This window comes from Cyanobium sp. ATX-6F1, from assembly GCF_047395825.1.
Classification (GTDB): domain Bacteria; phylum Cyanobacteriota; class Cyanobacteriia; order PCC-6307; family Cyanobiaceae; genus ATX-6F1.
In genome coordinates, this window is sequence record NZ_JBCEBF010000001.1 from 1,133,128 (window position 1) to 1,149,880 (window position 16,753).

Annotated in this window: 13 protein-coding genes and 9 pseudogenes; 12 read left to right on the plus strand and 10 right to left on the minus strand. The window is 68.4% G+C overall.

Annotation, left to right across the window (positions count from 1 at the left end; all coding sequences use genetic code 11):
• Positions 1-102: 102 nt before the first annotated feature.
• Complete coding sequence (locus AAF143_RS06740; RefSeq protein ID WP_414026680.1) at positions 103-390, plus strand: hypothetical protein; 288 nt, start codon at positions 103-105, stop codon at positions 388-390.
• A gap of 4 nt (positions 391-394) precedes the next feature.
• Here the strand turns inward: AAF143_RS06740 and AAF143_RS06745 are convergent, their stop codons facing one another.
• From AAF143_RS06745 to AAF143_RS06765, 5 genes and pseudogenes are all read right to left on the minus strand, one after another.
• The gene (locus AAF143_RS06745; protein WP_414026681.1) at positions 395-850 is read right to left on the minus strand and encodes a hypothetical protein; all 456 of its coding nucleotides are present in this window, start codon (positions 848-850) and stop codon (positions 395-397) included.
• Positions 851-863: 13 nt separating this feature from the next.
• A pseudogene (gene ureC / locus AAF143_RS06750) lies at positions 864-2,581 on the minus strand (urease subunit alpha).
• A 6-nt stretch (positions 2,582-2,587) separates the two neighbouring features.
• Positions 2,588-2,896 (minus strand): urease subunit beta, encoded by a 309-nt coding sequence (locus AAF143_RS06755; protein WP_409995667.1) that lies wholly within the window; start codon positions 2,894-2,896, stop codon positions 2,588-2,590.
• A 36-nt stretch (positions 2,897-2,932) separates the two neighbouring features.
• A complete protein-coding gene (locus AAF143_RS06760) occupies positions 2,933-3,235 on the minus strand; it encodes an urease subunit gamma (RefSeq protein ID WP_255010381.1) in 303 nt (100 codons plus the stop codon).
• 269 nt (positions 3,236-3,504) lie between these two features.
• Positions 3,505-4,419, minus strand: a complete 915-nt coding sequence (locus AAF143_RS06765) for an urease accessory protein UreD (RefSeq protein ID WP_409995666.1) — start codon at positions 4,417-4,419, stop codon at positions 3,505-3,507.
• Between the two features lie 70 nt (positions 4,420-4,489).
• Here AAF143_RS06765 and ureE point away from each other — a divergent pair, with 70 nt between their 5' ends.
• The 8 genes and pseudogenes from ureE (at position 4,490) to AAF143_RS06805 (ending at position 11,724) form a co-directional block, all read left to right on the plus strand.
• Positions 4,490-5,032 (plus strand): urease accessory protein UreE, encoded by a 543-nt coding sequence (gene ureE / locus AAF143_RS06770; RefSeq protein ID WP_255010379.1) that lies wholly within the window; start codon positions 4,490-4,492, stop codon positions 5,030-5,032.
• Positions 5,033-5,034: 2 nt separating this feature from the next.
• Positions 5,035-5,702 (plus strand): annotated as a pseudogene (locus tag AAF143_RS06775) (urease accessory protein UreF).
• Positions 5,703-6,301: pseudogene (ureG, locus tag AAF143_RS06780) on the plus strand (urease accessory protein UreG).
• A 138-nt stretch (positions 6,302-6,439) separates the two neighbouring features.
• A complete protein-coding gene (gene urtA / locus AAF143_RS06785) occupies positions 6,440-7,753 on the plus strand; it encodes an urea ABC transporter substrate-binding protein (protein WP_255010441.1) in 1,314 nt (437 codons plus the stop codon).
• Between the two features lie 102 nt (positions 7,754-7,855).
• Positions 7,856-9,012 (plus strand): annotated as a pseudogene (locus tag AAF143_RS06790) (ABC transporter permease).
• 3 nt (positions 9,013-9,015) lie between these two features.
• A pseudogene (urtC, locus tag AAF143_RS06795) lies at positions 9,016-10,171 on the plus strand (urea ABC transporter permease subunit UrtC).
• The gene (gene urtD, locus AAF143_RS06800) at positions 10,168-10,941 is read left to right on the plus strand and encodes an urea ABC transporter ATP-binding protein UrtD (protein ID WP_255010373.1); all 774 of its coding nucleotides are present in this window, start codon (positions 10,168-10,170) and stop codon (positions 10,939-10,941) included. Before urtC ends, urtD begins: the two are co-directional and overlap by 4 nt.
• Before the next feature lie 98 nt (positions 10,942-11,039).
• A pseudogene (locus tag AAF143_RS06805) lies at positions 11,040-11,724 on the plus strand (ATP-binding cassette domain-containing protein).
• On the opposite strand, the gene AAF143_RS06810 reads toward AAF143_RS06805, so the two are convergent.
• The 4 genes and pseudogenes from AAF143_RS06810 to queC all read right to left on the minus strand — a co-directional run bounded on the left by AAF143_RS06810 (position 11,681) and on the right by queC (position 14,581).
• On the minus strand, positions 11,681-12,205 hold the full coding sequence (locus tag AAF143_RS06810; RefSeq protein WP_414026904.1) for an aminotransferase class IV: 525 nt from the start codon (positions 12,203-12,205) through the stop codon (positions 11,681-11,683). The pseudogene AAF143_RS06805 and the gene AAF143_RS06810 sit on opposite strands and share 44 nt — an antisense overlap.
• On the minus strand, positions 12,100-12,534 hold the full coding sequence (locus AAF143_RS06815; RefSeq protein ID WP_414026682.1) for an aminotransferase class IV: 435 nt from the start codon (positions 12,532-12,534) through the stop codon (positions 12,100-12,102). Before AAF143_RS06815 ends, AAF143_RS06810 begins: the two co-directional genes overlap by 106 nt.
• A pseudogene (locus AAF143_RS06820) lies at positions 12,531-13,890 on the minus strand (anthranilate synthase component I family protein). Before AAF143_RS06820 ends, AAF143_RS06815 begins: the two are co-directional and overlap by 4 nt.
• Positions 13,887-14,581, minus strand: a pseudogene (queC, locus tag AAF143_RS06825) (7-cyano-7-deazaguanine synthase QueC). Before queC ends, AAF143_RS06820 begins: the two co-directional pseudogenes overlap by 4 nt.
• 52 nt (positions 14,582-14,633) lie before the next feature.
• Here queC and AAF143_RS06830 point away from each other — a divergent pair.
• Positions 14,634-14,852 (plus strand): hypothetical protein, encoded by a 219-nt coding sequence (locus AAF143_RS06830; RefSeq protein ID WP_414026683.1) that lies wholly within the window; start codon positions 14,634-14,636, stop codon positions 14,850-14,852.
• Complete coding sequence (locus tag AAF143_RS06835; protein WP_414026684.1) at positions 14,843-15,025, plus strand: ecotin family protein; 183 nt, start codon at positions 14,843-14,845, stop codon at positions 15,023-15,025. The genes AAF143_RS06830 and AAF143_RS06835 overlap by 10 nt, the downstream gene beginning before the upstream one ends.
• Positions 15,026-15,191: 166 nt before the next feature.
• Here the strand turns inward: AAF143_RS06835 and AAF143_RS06840 are convergent.
• Positions 15,192-15,859, minus strand: a pseudogene (locus tag AAF143_RS06840) (7-carboxy-7-deazaguanine synthase QueE).
• Between the two features lie 116 nt (positions 15,860-15,975).
• Here AAF143_RS06840 and AAF143_RS06845 point away from each other — a divergent pair.
• Positions 15,976-16,746 carry a peptidylprolyl isomerase gene (locus tag AAF143_RS06845; RefSeq protein WP_255010359.1) on the plus strand — a complete coding sequence of 257 codons (771 nt, stop codon included), beginning with the start codon at positions 15,976-15,978 and terminating at the stop codon, positions 16,744-16,746.
• Positions 16,747-16,753 lie beyond the last annotated feature (7 nt).

The following is a 16,753-nucleotide window of genomic DNA, read 5'->3' on the forward strand; positions in this document are numbered from 1 at the left end:
GATCGTGGGGGCCGGCGGTCTGATGCTGGCCATCGGCAGCCTGCTGGCGATGCCGGTGTTCCTGCTCACCTGCCTGTGGCAGGCGGCCCATTTCCTGGTGCTTTGCCCCACCGCTACGACCGCGAGGATCCCGTCGATCCCGCTGGCCGCCGCCAGAGCCTCCACGCCTTCAGGGTCTATGGCCTGGCCACGGCGTTCGTGCTCTGGGCGGGTTGGAGCGGTGCCCTGCGCGCCCCCGGCAACGGCTCCCCCTGGTCCCTGGGCCTGGTGGGGGCGGCGGGGATGCTGGCCAGCAGCTGGGGTCTGGTGCAGCTATGGCGTGTGGACCGGGCCTTTCGTTCCGGGGGGACCCATGAGGGGCTGCGCATGGCCAGGATCTGCCGCAGTTGATCGCTCAACGTGCGGCGGGGGTCTGCTCCGGCGATCCCTCGGGCGCCGGAAAGCTGATGTCGGCGAGGCGCCAGCGGCCGCCGGTGGCGTTCACCTGCACCTGGATGGCCTGGAGGCTGGCGGAGGCCTTGGAGCGCCCCACACTCACCGGGACTGACACGATGGCTCGGTCCGGCGCCGTCAGCTGGCAGCCGGCGATGCGATAGCTCATGGCGCCCACCTGGGTGCCCTGGAAGGGATCGGAATCGAGCACGCCGCTCCCATCGTTGCGGGGAGATTGGAAGGGCTTGCTCGCTTCACTCAGCTTCGCGTAGAGCCCGGGCTCGAACCGCTCCCGCTGGCTCGGCAGGGAGCGGGGCCAGTGGTTCTGGTCCTTGAGGTACCACCCGTAGACGTCCTTCACCACGGCGCTGGCCTGGGGCGGGCAGGTGGCGAGGGCGAGAAGCAGAAGAGCTTGCATCTGAGCAGGTTGCTTAGAGCAAAAAGTACCGCTGGGCCATGGGCAGCACCTCGGCCGGTTCGCAGGTGAGTAACTCCCCGTCGGCGAACACTTCGTAGGTCTGGGGGTCCACCTCCACCTTGGGCAGGGCGCTGTTGTTGCGCATCTCAGCCTTGCCGATGCCGCGGGTGTTCACCACCGGCACGCAGGGCCGCTTCAGGCCCAGCTTCCGGGGCAGGTCATCATCGAGGGCGGCCTGGCTCAAGAAGGTGAGGCAGCTGGGGGCAAGGGCACCGCCGTAGGCGGCGAACATCGGCCGGCCGTGCACGGGGCCGGGGGTGGGAATCGAGGCGTTGGCGTCGCCCATCTGGGCCCAGACGATTGAGCCTCCCTTGAGCACCAGCTCGGGCTTGACCCCAAAAAGCCTGGTTTCCACAGCACCAGATCCGCCAGCTTGCCCACCTCCACCGAGCCGATCTGGGAATCCAGGCCGTGGGCAATGGCGGGGTTGATCGTGAACTTGGCGACGTAGCGCCGGATGCGCGTGTTGTCGTGGCGGCCACCGGCGGCGGCATCCTCCGGCAGGGGGCCCCGCTGCACCTTCATCTTGTGGGCGGTCTGGAAGGTGCGGGTGATCACCTCCCCCACCCGGCCCATGGCCTGGGAGTCGCTGGCGATGATCGAGAAGGCGCCCAGGTCGTGAAGGATGTCCTCGGCGGCGATCGTCTCGCGGCGGATGCGCGATTCGGCGAAGGCCACATCTTCCGGGATCGATGGATCCAGGTGGTGGCACACCATCAGCATGTCGAGGTGCTCCTCGAGCGTGTTGCTGGTGTAGGGGCGGGTGGGGTTGGTGGAGCTGGGCAGCACGTTGGCCTCGCCGCAGATCCGGATGATGTCGGGGGCATGGCCGCCACCGGCCCCTTCGGTGTGGAAGGTGTGGATCGTGCGGCCGCCGATGGCGCGGATCGTGTCTTCGACGAAGCCCGCCTCGTTGAGGGTGTCGGAGTGGATGCAGACCTGCACGTCGAACTGGTCGGCCACCGACAGGCAGCAGTCGATCGCGGCTGGCGTAGTGCCCCAGTCTTCGTGGAGCTTGAGGCCGCAGGCGCCGGCGCGGATCTGCTCTTCGAGGGCCGCCGGGGTGCTGGCGTTGCCCTTGCCGAAGAAGCCCAGGTTCACCGGCAACCCCTCAGCGGCCTGGAGCATGCGGGCCAGGTGGAAGGCACCGGGGGTGCAGGTGGTGGCGTTGGTGCCGGTGGCCGGACCCGTGCCGCCCCCCAGCAGGGTGGTGACCCCGCTGGAGAGGGCCGTTTCGATCTGCTGGGGGCAGATGAAGTGGATGTGGGTGTCGATGCCGCCGGCGGTCACCAGGTGGCCTTCGCCGGCGATCGCTTCGGTGCCCGGCCCCACGATGATGTCGATGCCATCGCTGATGTCGGGGTTGCCGGCCTTGCCGATCGCGCAGATGCGGCCGTCACGCAGGCCGATGTCGGCCTTGACGATCCCCCACCAGTCGACGATCAGGGCGTTGGTGATCACCGTGTCGACGGCGCCGTCGGCGCGGCTGGTCTGGGCCTGGCCCATGCCGTCGCGGATCACCTTGCCGCCGCCGAACTTCACCTCATCGCCGTAGGTGGTGAAGTCGCGCTCCACCTCCAGGATCAGCTCGGTGTCGGCGAGCCGCAGGCGGTCGCCCGTGGTGGGGCCGTAGGTCTCGGCGTAGGCCCTCCGCTCCATCCGATAGGCCATGGCTGCTTACTCCAGGGGTCCGTTGATCAGGCCGTTGAAACCAAACACCCGGCGGGCGCCGGCGTAGGGCACCAGCTGCACCTCGCGGGCATCGCCGGGTTCAAAGCGCACCGCCGTGCCGGCGGGGATGTCGAGCCGCTGGCCGCGGGCGGCGTCGCGATCGAACACCAGCGCTTCGTTGGCCTCGTGGAAATGGAAATGGGAGCCCACCTGCACGGGCCGATCGCCGCGGTTGGCGACCCCAATGGTGGTCACGGGGCGACCGGCGTTGAGCTCGATCACGCCGGGCTCGGGGATCAGTTCACCGGGAATCATTTCACCAGGAATCAGTGGGCTCATGGGTTCAGGCGCTCAGCGGATGGGGTCATGGAGGGTGACGAGCTTGGTGCCGTCGGGGAAGGTGGCCTCCATCTGCACTTCGCCAATGAGCTCCGGAACGCCTTCCATCACCTGATTGCGCTTGAGCCAGGTGCTGCCATCGCGCATCAGCTCGGCGACGCTGCGGCCGTCACGGGCCCCCTCCAGGATCAGGAAGCTGAGCAGGGCCACCGCCTCCGGGTGGTTGAGCTTGAGGCCGCGGTTCAACCGTCGCTCCGCCAGCAGGGCGGCGGTGACGATCAGGAGCTTGTCCTTCTCCTGGGGGGTCAGGTGCATGGGTGCTGGCGTGCCGGCTGCACTCTGGCAGTGGTTGGGCGTGTGGACGGGTTCAGGGGGAACGGTTGTGACGACTCCTATGAGATCCCCTGGCGTTGTTGCTCCCCCCAGGCGCCCTCGGTCTCCAGCCAGACGGGATCCCCCCGTTGCAGGCGGCCCCCACGGAGCACCGGCAGGCGTTCGCCAGCTTGCCGCTGCCGACATCCAGCAGGGCATGGGCCCGATCGCCAACAGCCCCCGCTCGCTCAGCGCGCCCAGCCGTTGCCGGCTCATGGGGCTTCCCCAGGGGAGGGGAGGTGAGTGAAGGGTGATTCCTGAAACGGCCACACCCGCGGCAGTTCAGGTGGCGGCAGGCCGCGCTCGGCGCGGATGCGTGCCCAGAGGCGCGTGAACCACCAGCGGGCCGCCTGGGTGGAGGGCCCGTGGTAACGGGCCACCAGCCCCTGATCCAATCGTCCGCAGGCCATGGCCCCCTCCAGCCCTTGTCGATCGGCGCGGCATGCCTCCAGCAGCGCCTCGCTCACGGGTTCTGGCGCCGCCCAGACCAGGCTGCCGAACACGGGGGATCCCCCCAGGCCATGGGGGTCCGTGAGGCTCTCGCCCCCCAGTGCCAAGCGGTCCACCAGACTCCAGCTCCCGGCGCGCCGAATCTCCAGGGAGGAACGCCAGCTGCCGGAGCCGAGGGTTTCGCCGTCGGCGCTGCGGCCCAGCCGCACCACCTCCGCCCCCAGCCAGCTGGCCCCGGCCGTCAGCTCCACCCGGCTGTGCTGCTCGAACAGGGCGCCCGCGTAGAGCACCAGCTCCTGGGGGAGCCATTCCAGGTCCGCCCCGGCGGCGAGATCAAACTGCAGTCGCTGCCGGGCCCAGGTGCCTTTGGGTGTGATCCGCGAGCGTCCCACCGTGCCATAGACCTTCTGGGCCGCCACGCTGGTGATCAGGGCCTGGCTTCGGGGGCCCAGCTGGGCCTCGATGGCGAGCTCATCGCCCCCCACGAGGCCGCCGGCGGTGTGCAGCAGCGGCAGTTCGCAGCGACCATCCTGCTGGCGGAAGGCACGTTGGATCTTGAGCGGTGCCGTGGCTCCGCCCTGGTGCACCGTGGCTCCGCCAGGGTCCGCTCGGCTGAAACACAGCTGGGCGCTGGCCCGCCAGGGGGTGGTGGTGCGCTCGGGTGGGCTGACGATCACGCGGGGGCAAGCGGGGGCTGATGGTGGAATGGCTTAGGCGCCCATCCTGTCGCCTTCCCCGTCGCCAGTGATGAGTCGCTCTCCCCTCGGCCCCTCCGGCTCCTCAGCCACGACGCCCCTGGTGCTGGTGAATCGCCTGGGCGGCCCAGCCGAAGGGCCCGAGGCCGGTTCGGTCCTGCTCCTGCCCCTGAACGCTGACCAACGCACCAGCCTGCGGGGCCACCGCAGGAGCGCCTGCGGGAGGGATCTGCTGCTGCAGTTGCCCCGGGGCGCGGCCCTGGAGCCCGGCGAGCGCTTGGTCCCGGCGGGCGGCAGCCCTGTGGTGCTGGTGGAGGCGGCCCCCGAACCGTTGTTGGTGGTGCGCGCCGCCGATCCCCTGGCGCTGCTGCAGGCGGCTTACCACTTGGGCAACCGCCATGTGCCCCTGGAAGTTCATGCCAATCAGCTGCGGCTGAGGGTCGACAGCGTGCTCGAGGACCTGCTGCGGCAGCGGGGCCTGCTGGTGGAGCGGTTGCAGGCGCCCTTCCTGCCCGAGGGCGGTGCCTATGCCGGGGCTGGGCCCAGCCACCACGATCACAGCCATCAGGGGCCCCACGATCACCACCAGCCGTGAGCCTGTCCCGCCTGCGCCTTTATCAGCTGGTCAGCCCAGCCCTGCCGGTGGGCGCCTTCAGTTATTCGGAGGGGTTGGAGGTGCTGGTGCAGCGCGGTCAGCTGGCCGAGGTCGCCGCCCTGGAGGGCTGGCTGATCGCTGAGCTGGAGCGCGGCCTGGTGGCGATCGAGGCCGCGGCCCTGGGTCCCTTGATGGAGGCCCTGGCCCAGGGGACCTGCCGGCGGCGGCCGAACTCGACGGTTGGCTGCTGGCCCAGCGGGAGGCGGCGGAGCTGCGGGCCCAGCAGCGTCAAATGGGGCGCTCGCTGCTGCAGTTGCTGAAGGACTTGGGCTGGCCCCTGCCTCCGGCTGGGGCTGGAGCTGCAGCTCCTGGGCTGGGCTGGAGCGCCGCCTGGGCCTGGGCGGGGGTGTGCCTGGAGCTGGAGCCCCTTGAGCTGATCGAGGCCTACCTCCACGGCTGGGTGGCCAATCAGATCAGTGCCGCCGTGCGCCTGGTGCCCCTGGGGGCCACCTCGGGCCAGGCCCTGCAGCTGCGGCTGGGGCCGTTGCTGGAGCGCCGCGCCCGGGAGCTGGTGGGCGCCGACCCCCGCGCCCTCTGGAGCGGCGGGGTCGGGGCGGCCCTGGCCCAGCTGCAGCATGCTGAGCTCTACTCCCGTCTGTTCCGCAGTTAGATGAGCCGCTTGCGCGTGGGGGTGGCCGGGCCCGTGGGTTCCGGCAAGACGGCCCTGGTGGAGGCCCTGTGCCGCTCGCTGCGGGACCGGCTGCAGCTGGCGGTGGTGACCAACGACATCTACACCCAGGAAGACGCCCAGTTCCTCACCCGCGCCGGTGCCCTCGCCCCCGAGCGCATCCGCGGGGTGGAGACGGGCGGCTGCCCCCACACGGCGATCCGTGAGGACTGCTCGATCAATCGGGCGGCGGTGGAGGAGCTGGAGCAGGCCTTCCCCGACCTGGATCTGGTGCTGGTGGAGAGCGGCGGTGACAACCTGGCCGCCAGTTTCAGCCCGGAGCTCGTCGACCGCTGCATCTATGTGATTGATGTGGCCGCCGGCGACAAGATCCCCCGCAAGGGGGACCGGGCATCACCCGCTCCGATCTGCTGGTGATCAACAAGATCGATCTGGCCCCGATGGTGGGCGCTTCTTTGGAGGTGATGGAGCGGGACACCGAGCGCATGCGCCCGGGTCTGCCGTGGTGCTTCACCAACCTCCGCTCGGGAGAGGGCCTCGATCAGGTGGAGAAGTTTCTGTTGCAACAGCTACCGGATTGAGACTTGTTTGACGTTGGGTCTGTGACAGGCCGCCCATGGGTTGGCCAAACGGTGCGATCCGCTACATGTTTTCCGAGGTACCCGTCGATACGTTGCCCTTTCCGCTAGTTGGCGGACCACACCCAGGAGTTTTGTTCAATGAAGCCCACCTCGACGCAGAAGACGGCCTTTCGTCTGCTGGGCGGCGCCACCGCTCTGGCCACGTCCTTTTCCCTCGTGGCCTGTGGGGGCGGTGGCGGCGACAAGATGGCCTCCGGAGACGGCGGCGGCGGTTTCGACGGTGAAGTGAAGGTCGGGATCCTTCACTCCCGCTCCGGCACCATGGCTATCTCCGAGAACACGGTGGCCGAAGCCGAGCTGATGGCGATCGAGGAGATCAACAAATCCGGTGGTGTCAATGTTGCTGGCAAGAAGCTGAAGATCGTTCCGGTCGAGGAAGACGGCGCTTCCGACTGGCCCACCTTCGCCGAGAAAGCCAAGAAACTCATTGATCAGGACAAGGTCGACGTGGTGTTCGGAGGCTGGACCTCCGCCAGCCGCAAGGCGATGCTGCCGGTGTTCGAGGCCAAGGATCACTTCCTCTTCTACCCAATCCAGTACGAAGGTCAGGAGTGCTCCAAGAACATCTTCTACAGCGGGGCTACGCCCAATCAGCAGGCCGAGCCGGCTGTGTCTTGGCTGCTGAAGAACAAGGGCAAAGACTTCTTCCTGGTGGGCTCCGATTACGTGTACCCACGTACGGCCAACACGATCATGAAGGAACAGCTCAAGGCAGAAGGCGGCAAGCTGGTGGGTGAGGACTACCTTCCCCTTGGAAACACTGAGGTGGCGCCGATCATTGCCAAGATCAAGCAGGCCCTGCCCAAGGGTGGTGTGATCGTCAACACCCTGAACGGTGACAGCAATGTTGCTTTCTTCAAGCAGATGAAGGCTGCCGGCATCACCCCGGCCAACGGTTACGCGATCATGAGCTTCTCGATCGCGGAAGAGGAAGTGGCCGCCATCGGGCCTGAGTACCTTGAAGGTACCTATGCCGCCTGGAACTTCTTCCAAAGCCTTGATACCCCGGCTTCCAAGAAGTTCACCGCTGACTTCAAGGCGAAGTATGGCGAGAAGCGGGTCACCAACGACCCGGCTGAGTCGGCTTACAACATGGTCTACCTCTGGGCCAAGGGTGCCGAGAAGGCCGGCAGCACCGATAACGCCAAGGTGCGTGAGGCCTTGATCGGAGTGAAGTTCGATGCCCCTCAGGGTCCGATCGAAGTTCAACCCAACCATCACACCACTGAACTGGTGATGATCGGCGAGGTCCAGAAGGATGGGATGTTCAAGATCATCGAGAACAAGGGCATCCTCAAGCCCATTGCCTGGAACCAGTTTGTGCCTGAAACCAAGGGCTACACCTGCGACTGGACCCAGAAGCGTCCTGACGCCGGCAAGTTCAAGATGTGATCGCCGTCAGGCCATCGACCTCAGAGGGGGAGGAATCTCCCCTCTTTTCGTGCCTGGCTTTCTGGGCTGACCGTTCACCTTGCCCGGTTCCGCCGGGACGCCATGGATCTTCTCTACGAAACACTGTTCAACGGCCTGGCCATCGGCTCGGTGCTGGTGCTCGCCGCACTCGGACTGGCCGTGGTCTTCGGGCTGATGGGCGTCATCAACATGGCCCATGGCGAGTTGATGATGATCGGGGCCTACACCACCTATGTGGTGCAGAACATCTTCAAGGCCGCCGTGCCGGAAGCGCTGTTCCCGATTTACATCTTGATTGCCATTCCGATCGCCTTCCTGGTCAGTGGTCTGGCCGGTCTGCTGCTGGAGAAGACCGTGATCCGCAGGCTCTACGGGCGGCCCCTGGAAACCCTGCTGGCCACCTGGGGGTGAGCCTGATCCTGCAGCAGTTTGTGCGCTCGGTCTCGAGTGCCTTCGCCATCGGCCTGGTGCTGGCGGTGGCCCTCGGTCTGCTGCTGCCTCGCCTCACCCCCAAGGCCTGGTGGCAACAGCGCTGGACCCCGATCCTCGCCGTGGGCAACTGGCTCGTCGCCGGCCTGGTGGGGATCGCCGTGGCCGCCGTCCTCGGACAGCAGCGGGCCCTTGATGAACCCTGGTTCAGCGCCCGCAACCTCGATGTCACCGCGCCCAGCTGGCTGCGCGGTTCCATCGACGTGGGGGCCGTGAACATGCCGACTGCGCGCCTGTTCATCATCGCCCTCACCATCGCCGCCCTGGTGGCGGTCACCTGGTTCCTGCAGAAGAGCGTCTGGGGCATCCGCATCCGCTCGGTCACCCAGAACCGGCCGATGAGCGATTGCCTCGGCATCCCCACCCAGAAGGTGGATGCGCTCACCTTCCTGGTCGGCTCCGGTCTGGCCGGTGTGGCTGGTGTCGCCGTCACCCTGCTGGGATCGGTGGGCCCCAACCTCGGAGGCAATTACATCGTCGACTGCTTCATGGTCGTGGTGCTCGGAGGGGTGGGCAAGCTCATGGGCACGGTGGTGGCGGCCCTCGCCATCGGTGTGCTGAGTTATGTGGTCGGTTCCGGTTCGTTGCTTCTGGTCTGGCCTGCCATGCCCGGCGGCCTCAACGAGCTGATCACCTTCTTCGCCACCACCTCGATGGCCAAGGTGCTCGTGTTTGCGATCATCGTGGTCTTCCTGCAGTTCCGCCCGGCGGGGATCTTCCCGCCCAAGGGCCGCATGGTGGAGGCCTGAGCCATGGCGCCCACCGCTGCTCCCCTCTGGCGTCGCCTGTTGCCCTGGGTGCTGATCGTGGCCGCGGCCCTGATCCTGCCGGTGCTACTGCCCCCTTCCGGCTCAACCTGCTCGGTCGGTTTCTCTCGCTGGGCATCGTCGCCCTGGGCATTGATCTGATCTGGGGCTTCACCGGCCTGCTCAGCCTCGGCCAGGGGATCTTCTTCGCCATCGGTGGTTATGCCATCGGCATGTACCTGCAGCTCGACAGCCTCGAGCCCGGCCAGTTGCCGGAGTTCTTCGGCCTCTACGGCGTCAAGGAGCTGCCGACCTTCTGGCAGCCCTTCACCTCGCCGGTGTTCACGTTTCTGGCGATCTGGGTGATCCCTGCCCTGGTGGCTGGCCTGCTCGGCTTTCTGGTGTTCCGCAACCGGATCAAGGGGGTCTACTTCTCGATCCTCACCCAGGCGGCCCTGCTGGTCTTCTTCAACTTTTTCAACGGCCAACAGAAGCTGATCAACGGCACCAACGGCCTCAAGACCGACACCGCGCGGATCTTCGGCGAGTTGGTCGGCTCCGATGCCATGCAGCGCAGCCTGTTCCTGCTCACCGTGGTGCTGACCGTGGCGGCCTGGTTCCTTTGCCGCTGGCTCACCAGCGGCCGCTTCGGTGATGCCCTGGTGGCGATCCGAGATGATGAGCCCAGGCTTCGCTACACGGGCTACAACCCCACCGCCTACAAGACCCTCGTCTTCGCCGTGGCCGGAGCCCTGGCCGGGGTGAGCGGAGCGCTCTACACCGTCCAATCCGGCATCGTCAGCCCCCAGTTCATGGCGGTGCCGTTCTCGATCGAGATGGTGATCTGGGTGGCGGTGGGCGGACGGGGCACCCTGATCGGGGCTGTGCTCGGGGCCGTGCTGATCAACTATGCCAAGAGCCTGATCAGTGAGCAGCTGCCCGAAACCTGGCTGTTCATCCAGGGGGTCTGTTCCTGCTGGTGGTCACCGCCCTGCCCGATGGCCTGGTGGGCTGGTGGCGCCAGGGCGGAGTGCGCCAGCTCCAGGCGATGCTCGGTTGGCCGCCCCTGGCGCCCACCTATCCCGCCTTGGATCTCGATCCCGTCGTGCAGGCCGAGGCCGCCGAACTCACCCCGCCGTCCACCCGAGGAGTCGAGCCATGAGCACCCCGTCCACCGGCGTGAGTCCGCTGCTGGAACTGCGCTCGGTGAGCGTCAGCTTCGATGGTTTCTGGGCCCTCAACGATCTCAATCTGCAGCTGGCACCCGGCGAGCTGCGGGCGGTGATCGGTCCGAATGGTGCCGGCAAGACCACCTTCCTCGATGTGATCACCGGCAAGGTGAGGCCCACCAAGGGGGATGTGGTCTTCCGGGGGAAATCCCTGGTGGGCACCACGGAGCACCAGATCGCACGGCTGGGGGTCGGCCGCAAATTCCAGACGCCGCGGGTGTATCAGAACCTTTCGCCACGCCGGAACCTCGAGCTGGCGGTGAGCCACCGCAATTCCCCAATCGATCTCCTCTTCGGCTCTCTCGATTCCAAGGCTCGGGAGCGGGTGCAGCAGCTGCTGGCGGTGGTGGATCTGGAGGCCCAGGCCAACGTGCCGGCGGGTGGGTTGTCCCATGGCCAGAAACAGTGGTTGGAGATCGCCATGCTGCTGGCCCAGGACCCCGATCTGTTGTTGGTCGATGAGCCCGTGGCCGGCCTCACCGATGAGGAAACCCGCCGCACCGCTGATCTGCTCAAGCAGCTCTCCGGTGATCACACCGTGCTGGTCATTGAGCACGACATGGAGTTCATCCGCGATCTCGACTCCCAGGTCACGGTGCTGCATGAGGGCCATGTGCTGTGTGAGGGGCCCATGGATCAAGTCGAGAAGAATCCAAAGGTGATCGAGGTCTACTTGGGCATTTCGATGGAGGACGACGCATGACCACCACGGATGCGGTGCTGCAGGTTCGCGGCCTCAACGTCTACTACGGTGACAGCCATATCCTCAGGGATGTCGACATCACCGTCAAACCAGGCCAGATGGTCTGTCTGATCGGCAGGAACGGTGTCGGTAAAACCACCCTGCTCAAGACCGTGATCGGGTTGCTGCGGCAGCGCAGTGGAGCCGTTGAGCTCGAGGATCGAGACGTCTCCGCCCTGCCGCCCCATCAGCGGGCCCGCAGCGGTATCGGCTACGTGCCCCAGGGCCGGGAGATCATTCCCCAGCTCACGGTGCGCGAGAACCTTCTGCTGGGTCTGGAGGCTCTGCCGGGGGTTGCAGAAGAACCGCCACATCGATCCTGTGGTCTACGAGCTGTTCCCGGTTCTCGAGAAGTTCCTCAACCGTCGCGGCGGCGATCTCAGCGGCGGACAGCAGCAGCAACTCGCCATCGCCCGTGCCCTTCTGGGCAAGCCTCGACTGCTGCTGCTCGATGAACCCACCGAGGGCATTCAGCCGTCCGTGATTCTCGACATCGAGCGCGCGGTCAAGCGGATCATCAAGACCACGGGAATCAGCGTCCTGCTGGTGGAGCAGCACGTCAATTTCGTGGAGCAGGCTGACTGGTTCTATGCCATGCAGCGGGGGGATGGTGGCCAGTGGCCCCACCGAAGAGCTCAGTCAGGAGGTGGTGAACCGCTTCCTCAAGGTCTGAGTCGTCCCAGCTCAAGCCGTTGTGGAGTTACGACAACTGACGCCAGAAGGTCTCGGCCTCCGTGGGGCTGAGAAACGCCATGGGTGCCCCATCGACGGCCGTGATCGGCCGGCAGCCGAGGCTGTTGATCAGCAGCGCGGCTTCGGCGCCCACCAGGTCCTCGGCGTTCAGTTCGCCCTCCCTGGCCAGCCCCAGGGCCAGGGCCCGGCCGCGCATCACCCCCGGTAGGCAGCCGCTGGCCAGGGGTGGCGTCCACCAGCCTCCGTTGCGCCGGACCAGCAGGTTGGCGGCGGTGCCGCAGCAGAGCCCACCGGCCGTGCTGAGCAACAGGGCGTCCTCGGCGCCGGCTGAGCGCGCTTCACGGCGGGCCTGGATCGCGGGCCCATAGGCAAAGGTCTTGCAACCGCTCAGCTGGCTTGAGGCGTTACGGCGCTCCAGGCGACTGATCAGTACCGATACCGGCTGGAAGCAAGCCGCGCCGGGGCTGAATTGCAGCCAGAAGCGATGGCCGGCAGCGGGTGATGGTGTGGCGCCGATGCTGGGTAAATCAATCCCCCGCCCGGCGGCCGCCCCCGGCTCCAGTTGAGCCGCAGGGCACCATCGCCCTGGCCGCAGCGGCCCACGGCTTCCGATAGCAGCGCCCGCACCGCGGCGCTGGCCGGTGGCGCTGCCATCGCCAGCAGGGCGGCGGCGCGATCCCAGCGCTCCAGGTGCTCCGCCAGCAGCAGGGCCTGGCCGTTCTCCACCCGCACCGTTTCAAACAGGCCATCGGCCAGGCCCAGGCCCCGGTCATCCAGTGGCAGGCTCAGGGCGCCGGGCGCCCCCCAAAGGCCCGATTGGGGACCGCCAGCGGGATCGCCGATCCAGGCGATCGCGTTCATGTCAGGGCCTCCAGCAGCGGCTGGATCTTCCAGCCCATTTCCTCGGCCTCCCCGGCCGGATCGGAGTCGGCGACGATGCCGCAGCCGGCATGCACCCGCAGTTGGCGGCCGTTGATCAGCAGGCTGCGGATCAGGATGTTGCCATCGAAGGCGCCGCCAGGGGCCAGGTGAAACAGGCTGCCGCAATAGGGGCCCCGGGGCACGGGCTCCAGCGCGTTCAGACGCCGGCAGGCCCGCACCTTGGGGGCGCCACTGATCGAGCCCCCGGGCCAGCAGGCCCGCAGCAGATCCACCACCCCCAGCCCCGGCCGCAGCCGCCCCTCCACCACCGAGGTGAGGTGATGCACCTGGCGGTAGCTCTCCAGCCCCACCAGCTGGGGCACGCTGATGCTCCCCGCCACACACACCCGCCCAAGGTCATTGCGCAGCAGATCCACGATCATCACGTTCTCGGCACGGTCCTTGGGGCTGGTGATCAGTTCGGCGGCCTCGCGGGCATCGGCCTCGGGGTCGGCCCGGCGGGGGCGGGTGCCTTTGATCGGCCGGGTTTCCACCTGGCCATCGGCGCTCAGCCGCAGGAAGCGCTCAGGCGAGGCGGAGAGCACCGCTTCCCCTTGGGCCGCGCCATTGGCGATCGCCAGGCCCGAGAACGGCGCCGGGCAGGCGCGGCGCAGGCGCCCGTAGAGGGCCAGCAGGTCGGTTTCCGCCGCCAGGGTGGTCTCGCAGCAGGCCGTGAGGTTGGCCTGGAACAGATCCCCGGCGGCGATCCAGGCCTGGAGCTGCTCCACCTGGGCCGCGAAGCCGCCGGCGTCGGTGTGCCAGTGCCAGGTGGAGATCGGGATCGCTGCCGGATCGCCGGCGGTGGGCGCCCCGGCGCCCTCCGGGAGGGCCTCCACCACGGCGGCGATCGTCGCCAGCCGCTCGGTTCCGCAGCCCTCCAGCCAGAGCTGCCGCTCCTTCAGGTTGATGTGCAGCAGGTGGTCGTAGCGGCCGGCCCAGAGGGTGGCCATCGCCGGGCGCTGCCAGTGGTCACCGGCTTCCACCCAGGCCCCCGCCTCGTAACCCAGCCAGCCGAGCCAATCGCCCCCTGGGCCTCCATGCGTTCGAGGGCCGCGAATGGATCGTGGGCACCGGGCTCCCCGGCAGCCCCCGGCAGCAGAGGGTCTCCAACGGAGCCACCGCCAGAATGCTGCGCGCACTCAGGCCCGCCCCGAACGGTTCGGCTCCGCCTCCCGCCGCTGCCGGCCCAGCTGGGGACCCATCGCCATCGAGCCACACCAGCCCGTCCTGGCCGAAGGCCGCCGCCAGGGCCAGCGCCACCGCCCAGGGGTCCCGCCAGGGCAGCTCCCGCCTCACGGCCGGTGGCTGGCCAGATCGGGCCGCCCGGCTTCGATCAGGGCCGCGTCGCGAATGCGGCAGCTGTCGCAGCGGCCGCAGGGGAGCTCGCCGCCGGCGTAGCAGCTCCAGGTGACCTCGATCGGAACCCCGAGCCGTAGGGCCTGGCGCACGATCTCGGTCTTGCTCCAGTGAATCAGGGGGCCCAGAGCCGGGCACCGTGTCCGGCGCGGCCCGCCCTGGTGGCCAGATCGGCCAGGGTCTGGAAGGCGTCGAGGTAGTCGGGCCGGCAATCGGGGTAGCCGGAGTAGTCGATCGCGTTGACCCCCAGCACCAGCCGCGTGGCCCCGCGCGCTTCCGCCAGGCTCAGCCCCAGGGCGATGAACACGGTGTTGCGGCCAGGCACGTAGGTGGAGGGGATCACCCCGTCGGCGACCCCATCGCTGGGCACCGCCAGGGCGGCATCGGTGAGCGAGGAGCCGCCCCAGGCCGCCAGGTTCACAGCAATGGTGTGGTGCTCCGCCAGACCCAGGCGCTCGGCCAGGGCCCGGGCGGCCTCCAGTTCGCGGCGGTGGCGCTGGCCGTAGTCGAAGGACAGCCCGATCACCCGCTGCCCCGCCTCGATCGCCAGGGCCGTGGCGGTGGCCGAATCGAGGCCGCCCGAGAGCAGGGCCACGGCTGTGGCGCCGGAGGCTGGAAACGCGGAGGCCAACGGCGCTGGGGCTGGCGGCGGCCATGATCATGGCAGTTGGATTCCAGGATCGATGGGACAGGTGCGCGTCAGGGCTGGGCTGGTGGTGGCCCTTGGGGCGGCCTTTGCCGCGGCCTCGCTGCCGGCCCGGGCGATCCCCCGGCTCGATCTCAAGCCCTATCCGGCCCCGGCGGCCGATGAGCTGCGCTGGGTGATCCAGTTGCCGGGCCTGCTCCCCCCACCAGGGACCCCTCCTTTTCTGCGGATCCAGCCGACTGGCGGGTGCAGCTGATCGCTGGCAAGACCCTGCCACTCGACTGCAACCAGCACCGCCTCGGCGGCAAGCTCAAGCCCGAGACGATCCCCGGCTGGGGTTACACCCTGTTCCGGCTCACGGAGGTGGGCCCGATGCTCTCCACCCGCAAGGCCTGCCCCCCGGGGAGCCCCTCAGGCCCCAGTTCGTGAGCGCCGGCAGCAAGCCCTTCGTGGTGCCCTACAACGCCAGCCTGCCGGTCGTGGTCTACACCCCGAAGGGGCTACGAGCTGCGCTGGCGGATCTGGAAGGCGGAAAAGGAGACCCGCCGCGCCCAGGAGATCTGAGGCAGCAGCGGGGCCGTCAGGTCGGGGCCGCTCAGCGCACGTTCAGCCACTTGTGGCTCTGCAGGCTGAGGCGCCAGGTGGGATGGCGGCGCACGTGCTCGATCGCCAGGGCCGCGCCTTCGGGGCACCCCCAGCCCGGTTGCAGCAGCAGCTGCGCTCTGGAGGCAGCGGCGCCAGGGCCCTGCGCATCAGAGCCGCGAGCGTCCTGGGCGGCGGCGGCCATCGCTTCGGCAAAGACCAGATCCTCCGGGCCGTGGATCACCACCTTGAGCTCGTCGCAGGCGGCGAGCAGTTCCCTGGTGGGGGGCTGGTGGGGCTTGGGGGAGAGGCAGATCCAGTCGAAATGGCCGCTGAGCTGATCGACGCCGCTGGTCTCCAGGTGCAGGGGCAGGGGGACCTCTGCGCCGCCCCGGGCGGCCCGCAGGGCGGCGCAGAGGTTGGTGAGGTCATGGTGCAGGGGCTCACCGCCGGTGATCACCACAAAGGCCGCGCCCGTGGCGGCGGCGGCTTCGGCTTCAGCAGCCAGGGCACCAACGGTTCGTCGGGGATGGACCGCCTCGGGCCAGGAATGCTTGGTGTCACACCAGTGGCAGCCCACCCGGCAGCCCCCCAGCCGAATGAAGAAGGCGCTGCGGCCAGCGTGGAGGCCCTCCCCTGCAGGGAGTGGAAGGTTTCAACGACGGGAAGGTCGAGAGCCATGGGCCGCTCCACGTGGCCTCGTGCACGCTCAATGTGGAACCCTAAGCAACCCATCCGTCAACAACGGTCCGCACCACCGCCCGCCCATAGCCTTGGTTGATTCGCGCCTTGGTCGTTTGCCTTCCGACCCGTGGCTGACCCCCGCCGTGGTGTCACAGCTGGCCCGCCACAATCTGCTCCGGCCACTGCTCAAGCAGCAGGTGCTCGCCGAGCTGGCGGCGGGCTTTCCCCTGCAGGAGCAGGAGCGGCAGGAACGCTTCGAGGCCGTGCGGCGGGAGCGGGGCCTGGAGCAGCCTGAGGCCCTGGCCCGCTTCCTGGCCGCCAACCTGCTCAGTGAGGAGGATCTGCGCGCCCTGGCCGAGCAACCCCTGCAACTGCAGCGGGCCATGGAGGCACGTTTCCTGGCCCGGGCGGGAGCTCGCTTCTTGAGCCGCAAGCCCCAGCTCGATCGCATCGTCTACAGCCTGCTGCGCGTGCGGGATGCGGGGCTGGCCCGGGAGCTCTACCTGCGCATCGCCGAGGGCGAGGCCGAGTTCAGTGAGCTGGCGGCCCGCTATGCCGAGGGCCCGGAGAAGGAGTCCCGCGGCATCGTCGGCCCCGTTCCCCTGTCCCAGGCCCACCCCCAGTTGCTGGAGCGACTGCGCACGGCTGCGGTGGGGGCGCTGCTGGAGCCGTTCCATGTGGAGACCTGGTGGCTGGTGGTGCGCCTCGAGAGCCAGACCGACGCCAGCCTCGATGAGGCCACCCGCCGGCAGATGGCCGCTGAACTGCTGGAGGAATGGGTGGAGGAGCAGGTGGTTGAGCGGCTGGCCGGGCTGGCCCGGGAGCAGCCGGGTGAACCTGGGTTGGCCCCGCCCCAGCCGGGCGCTGCCCCGGTGGGCCGATGAGCGCGGC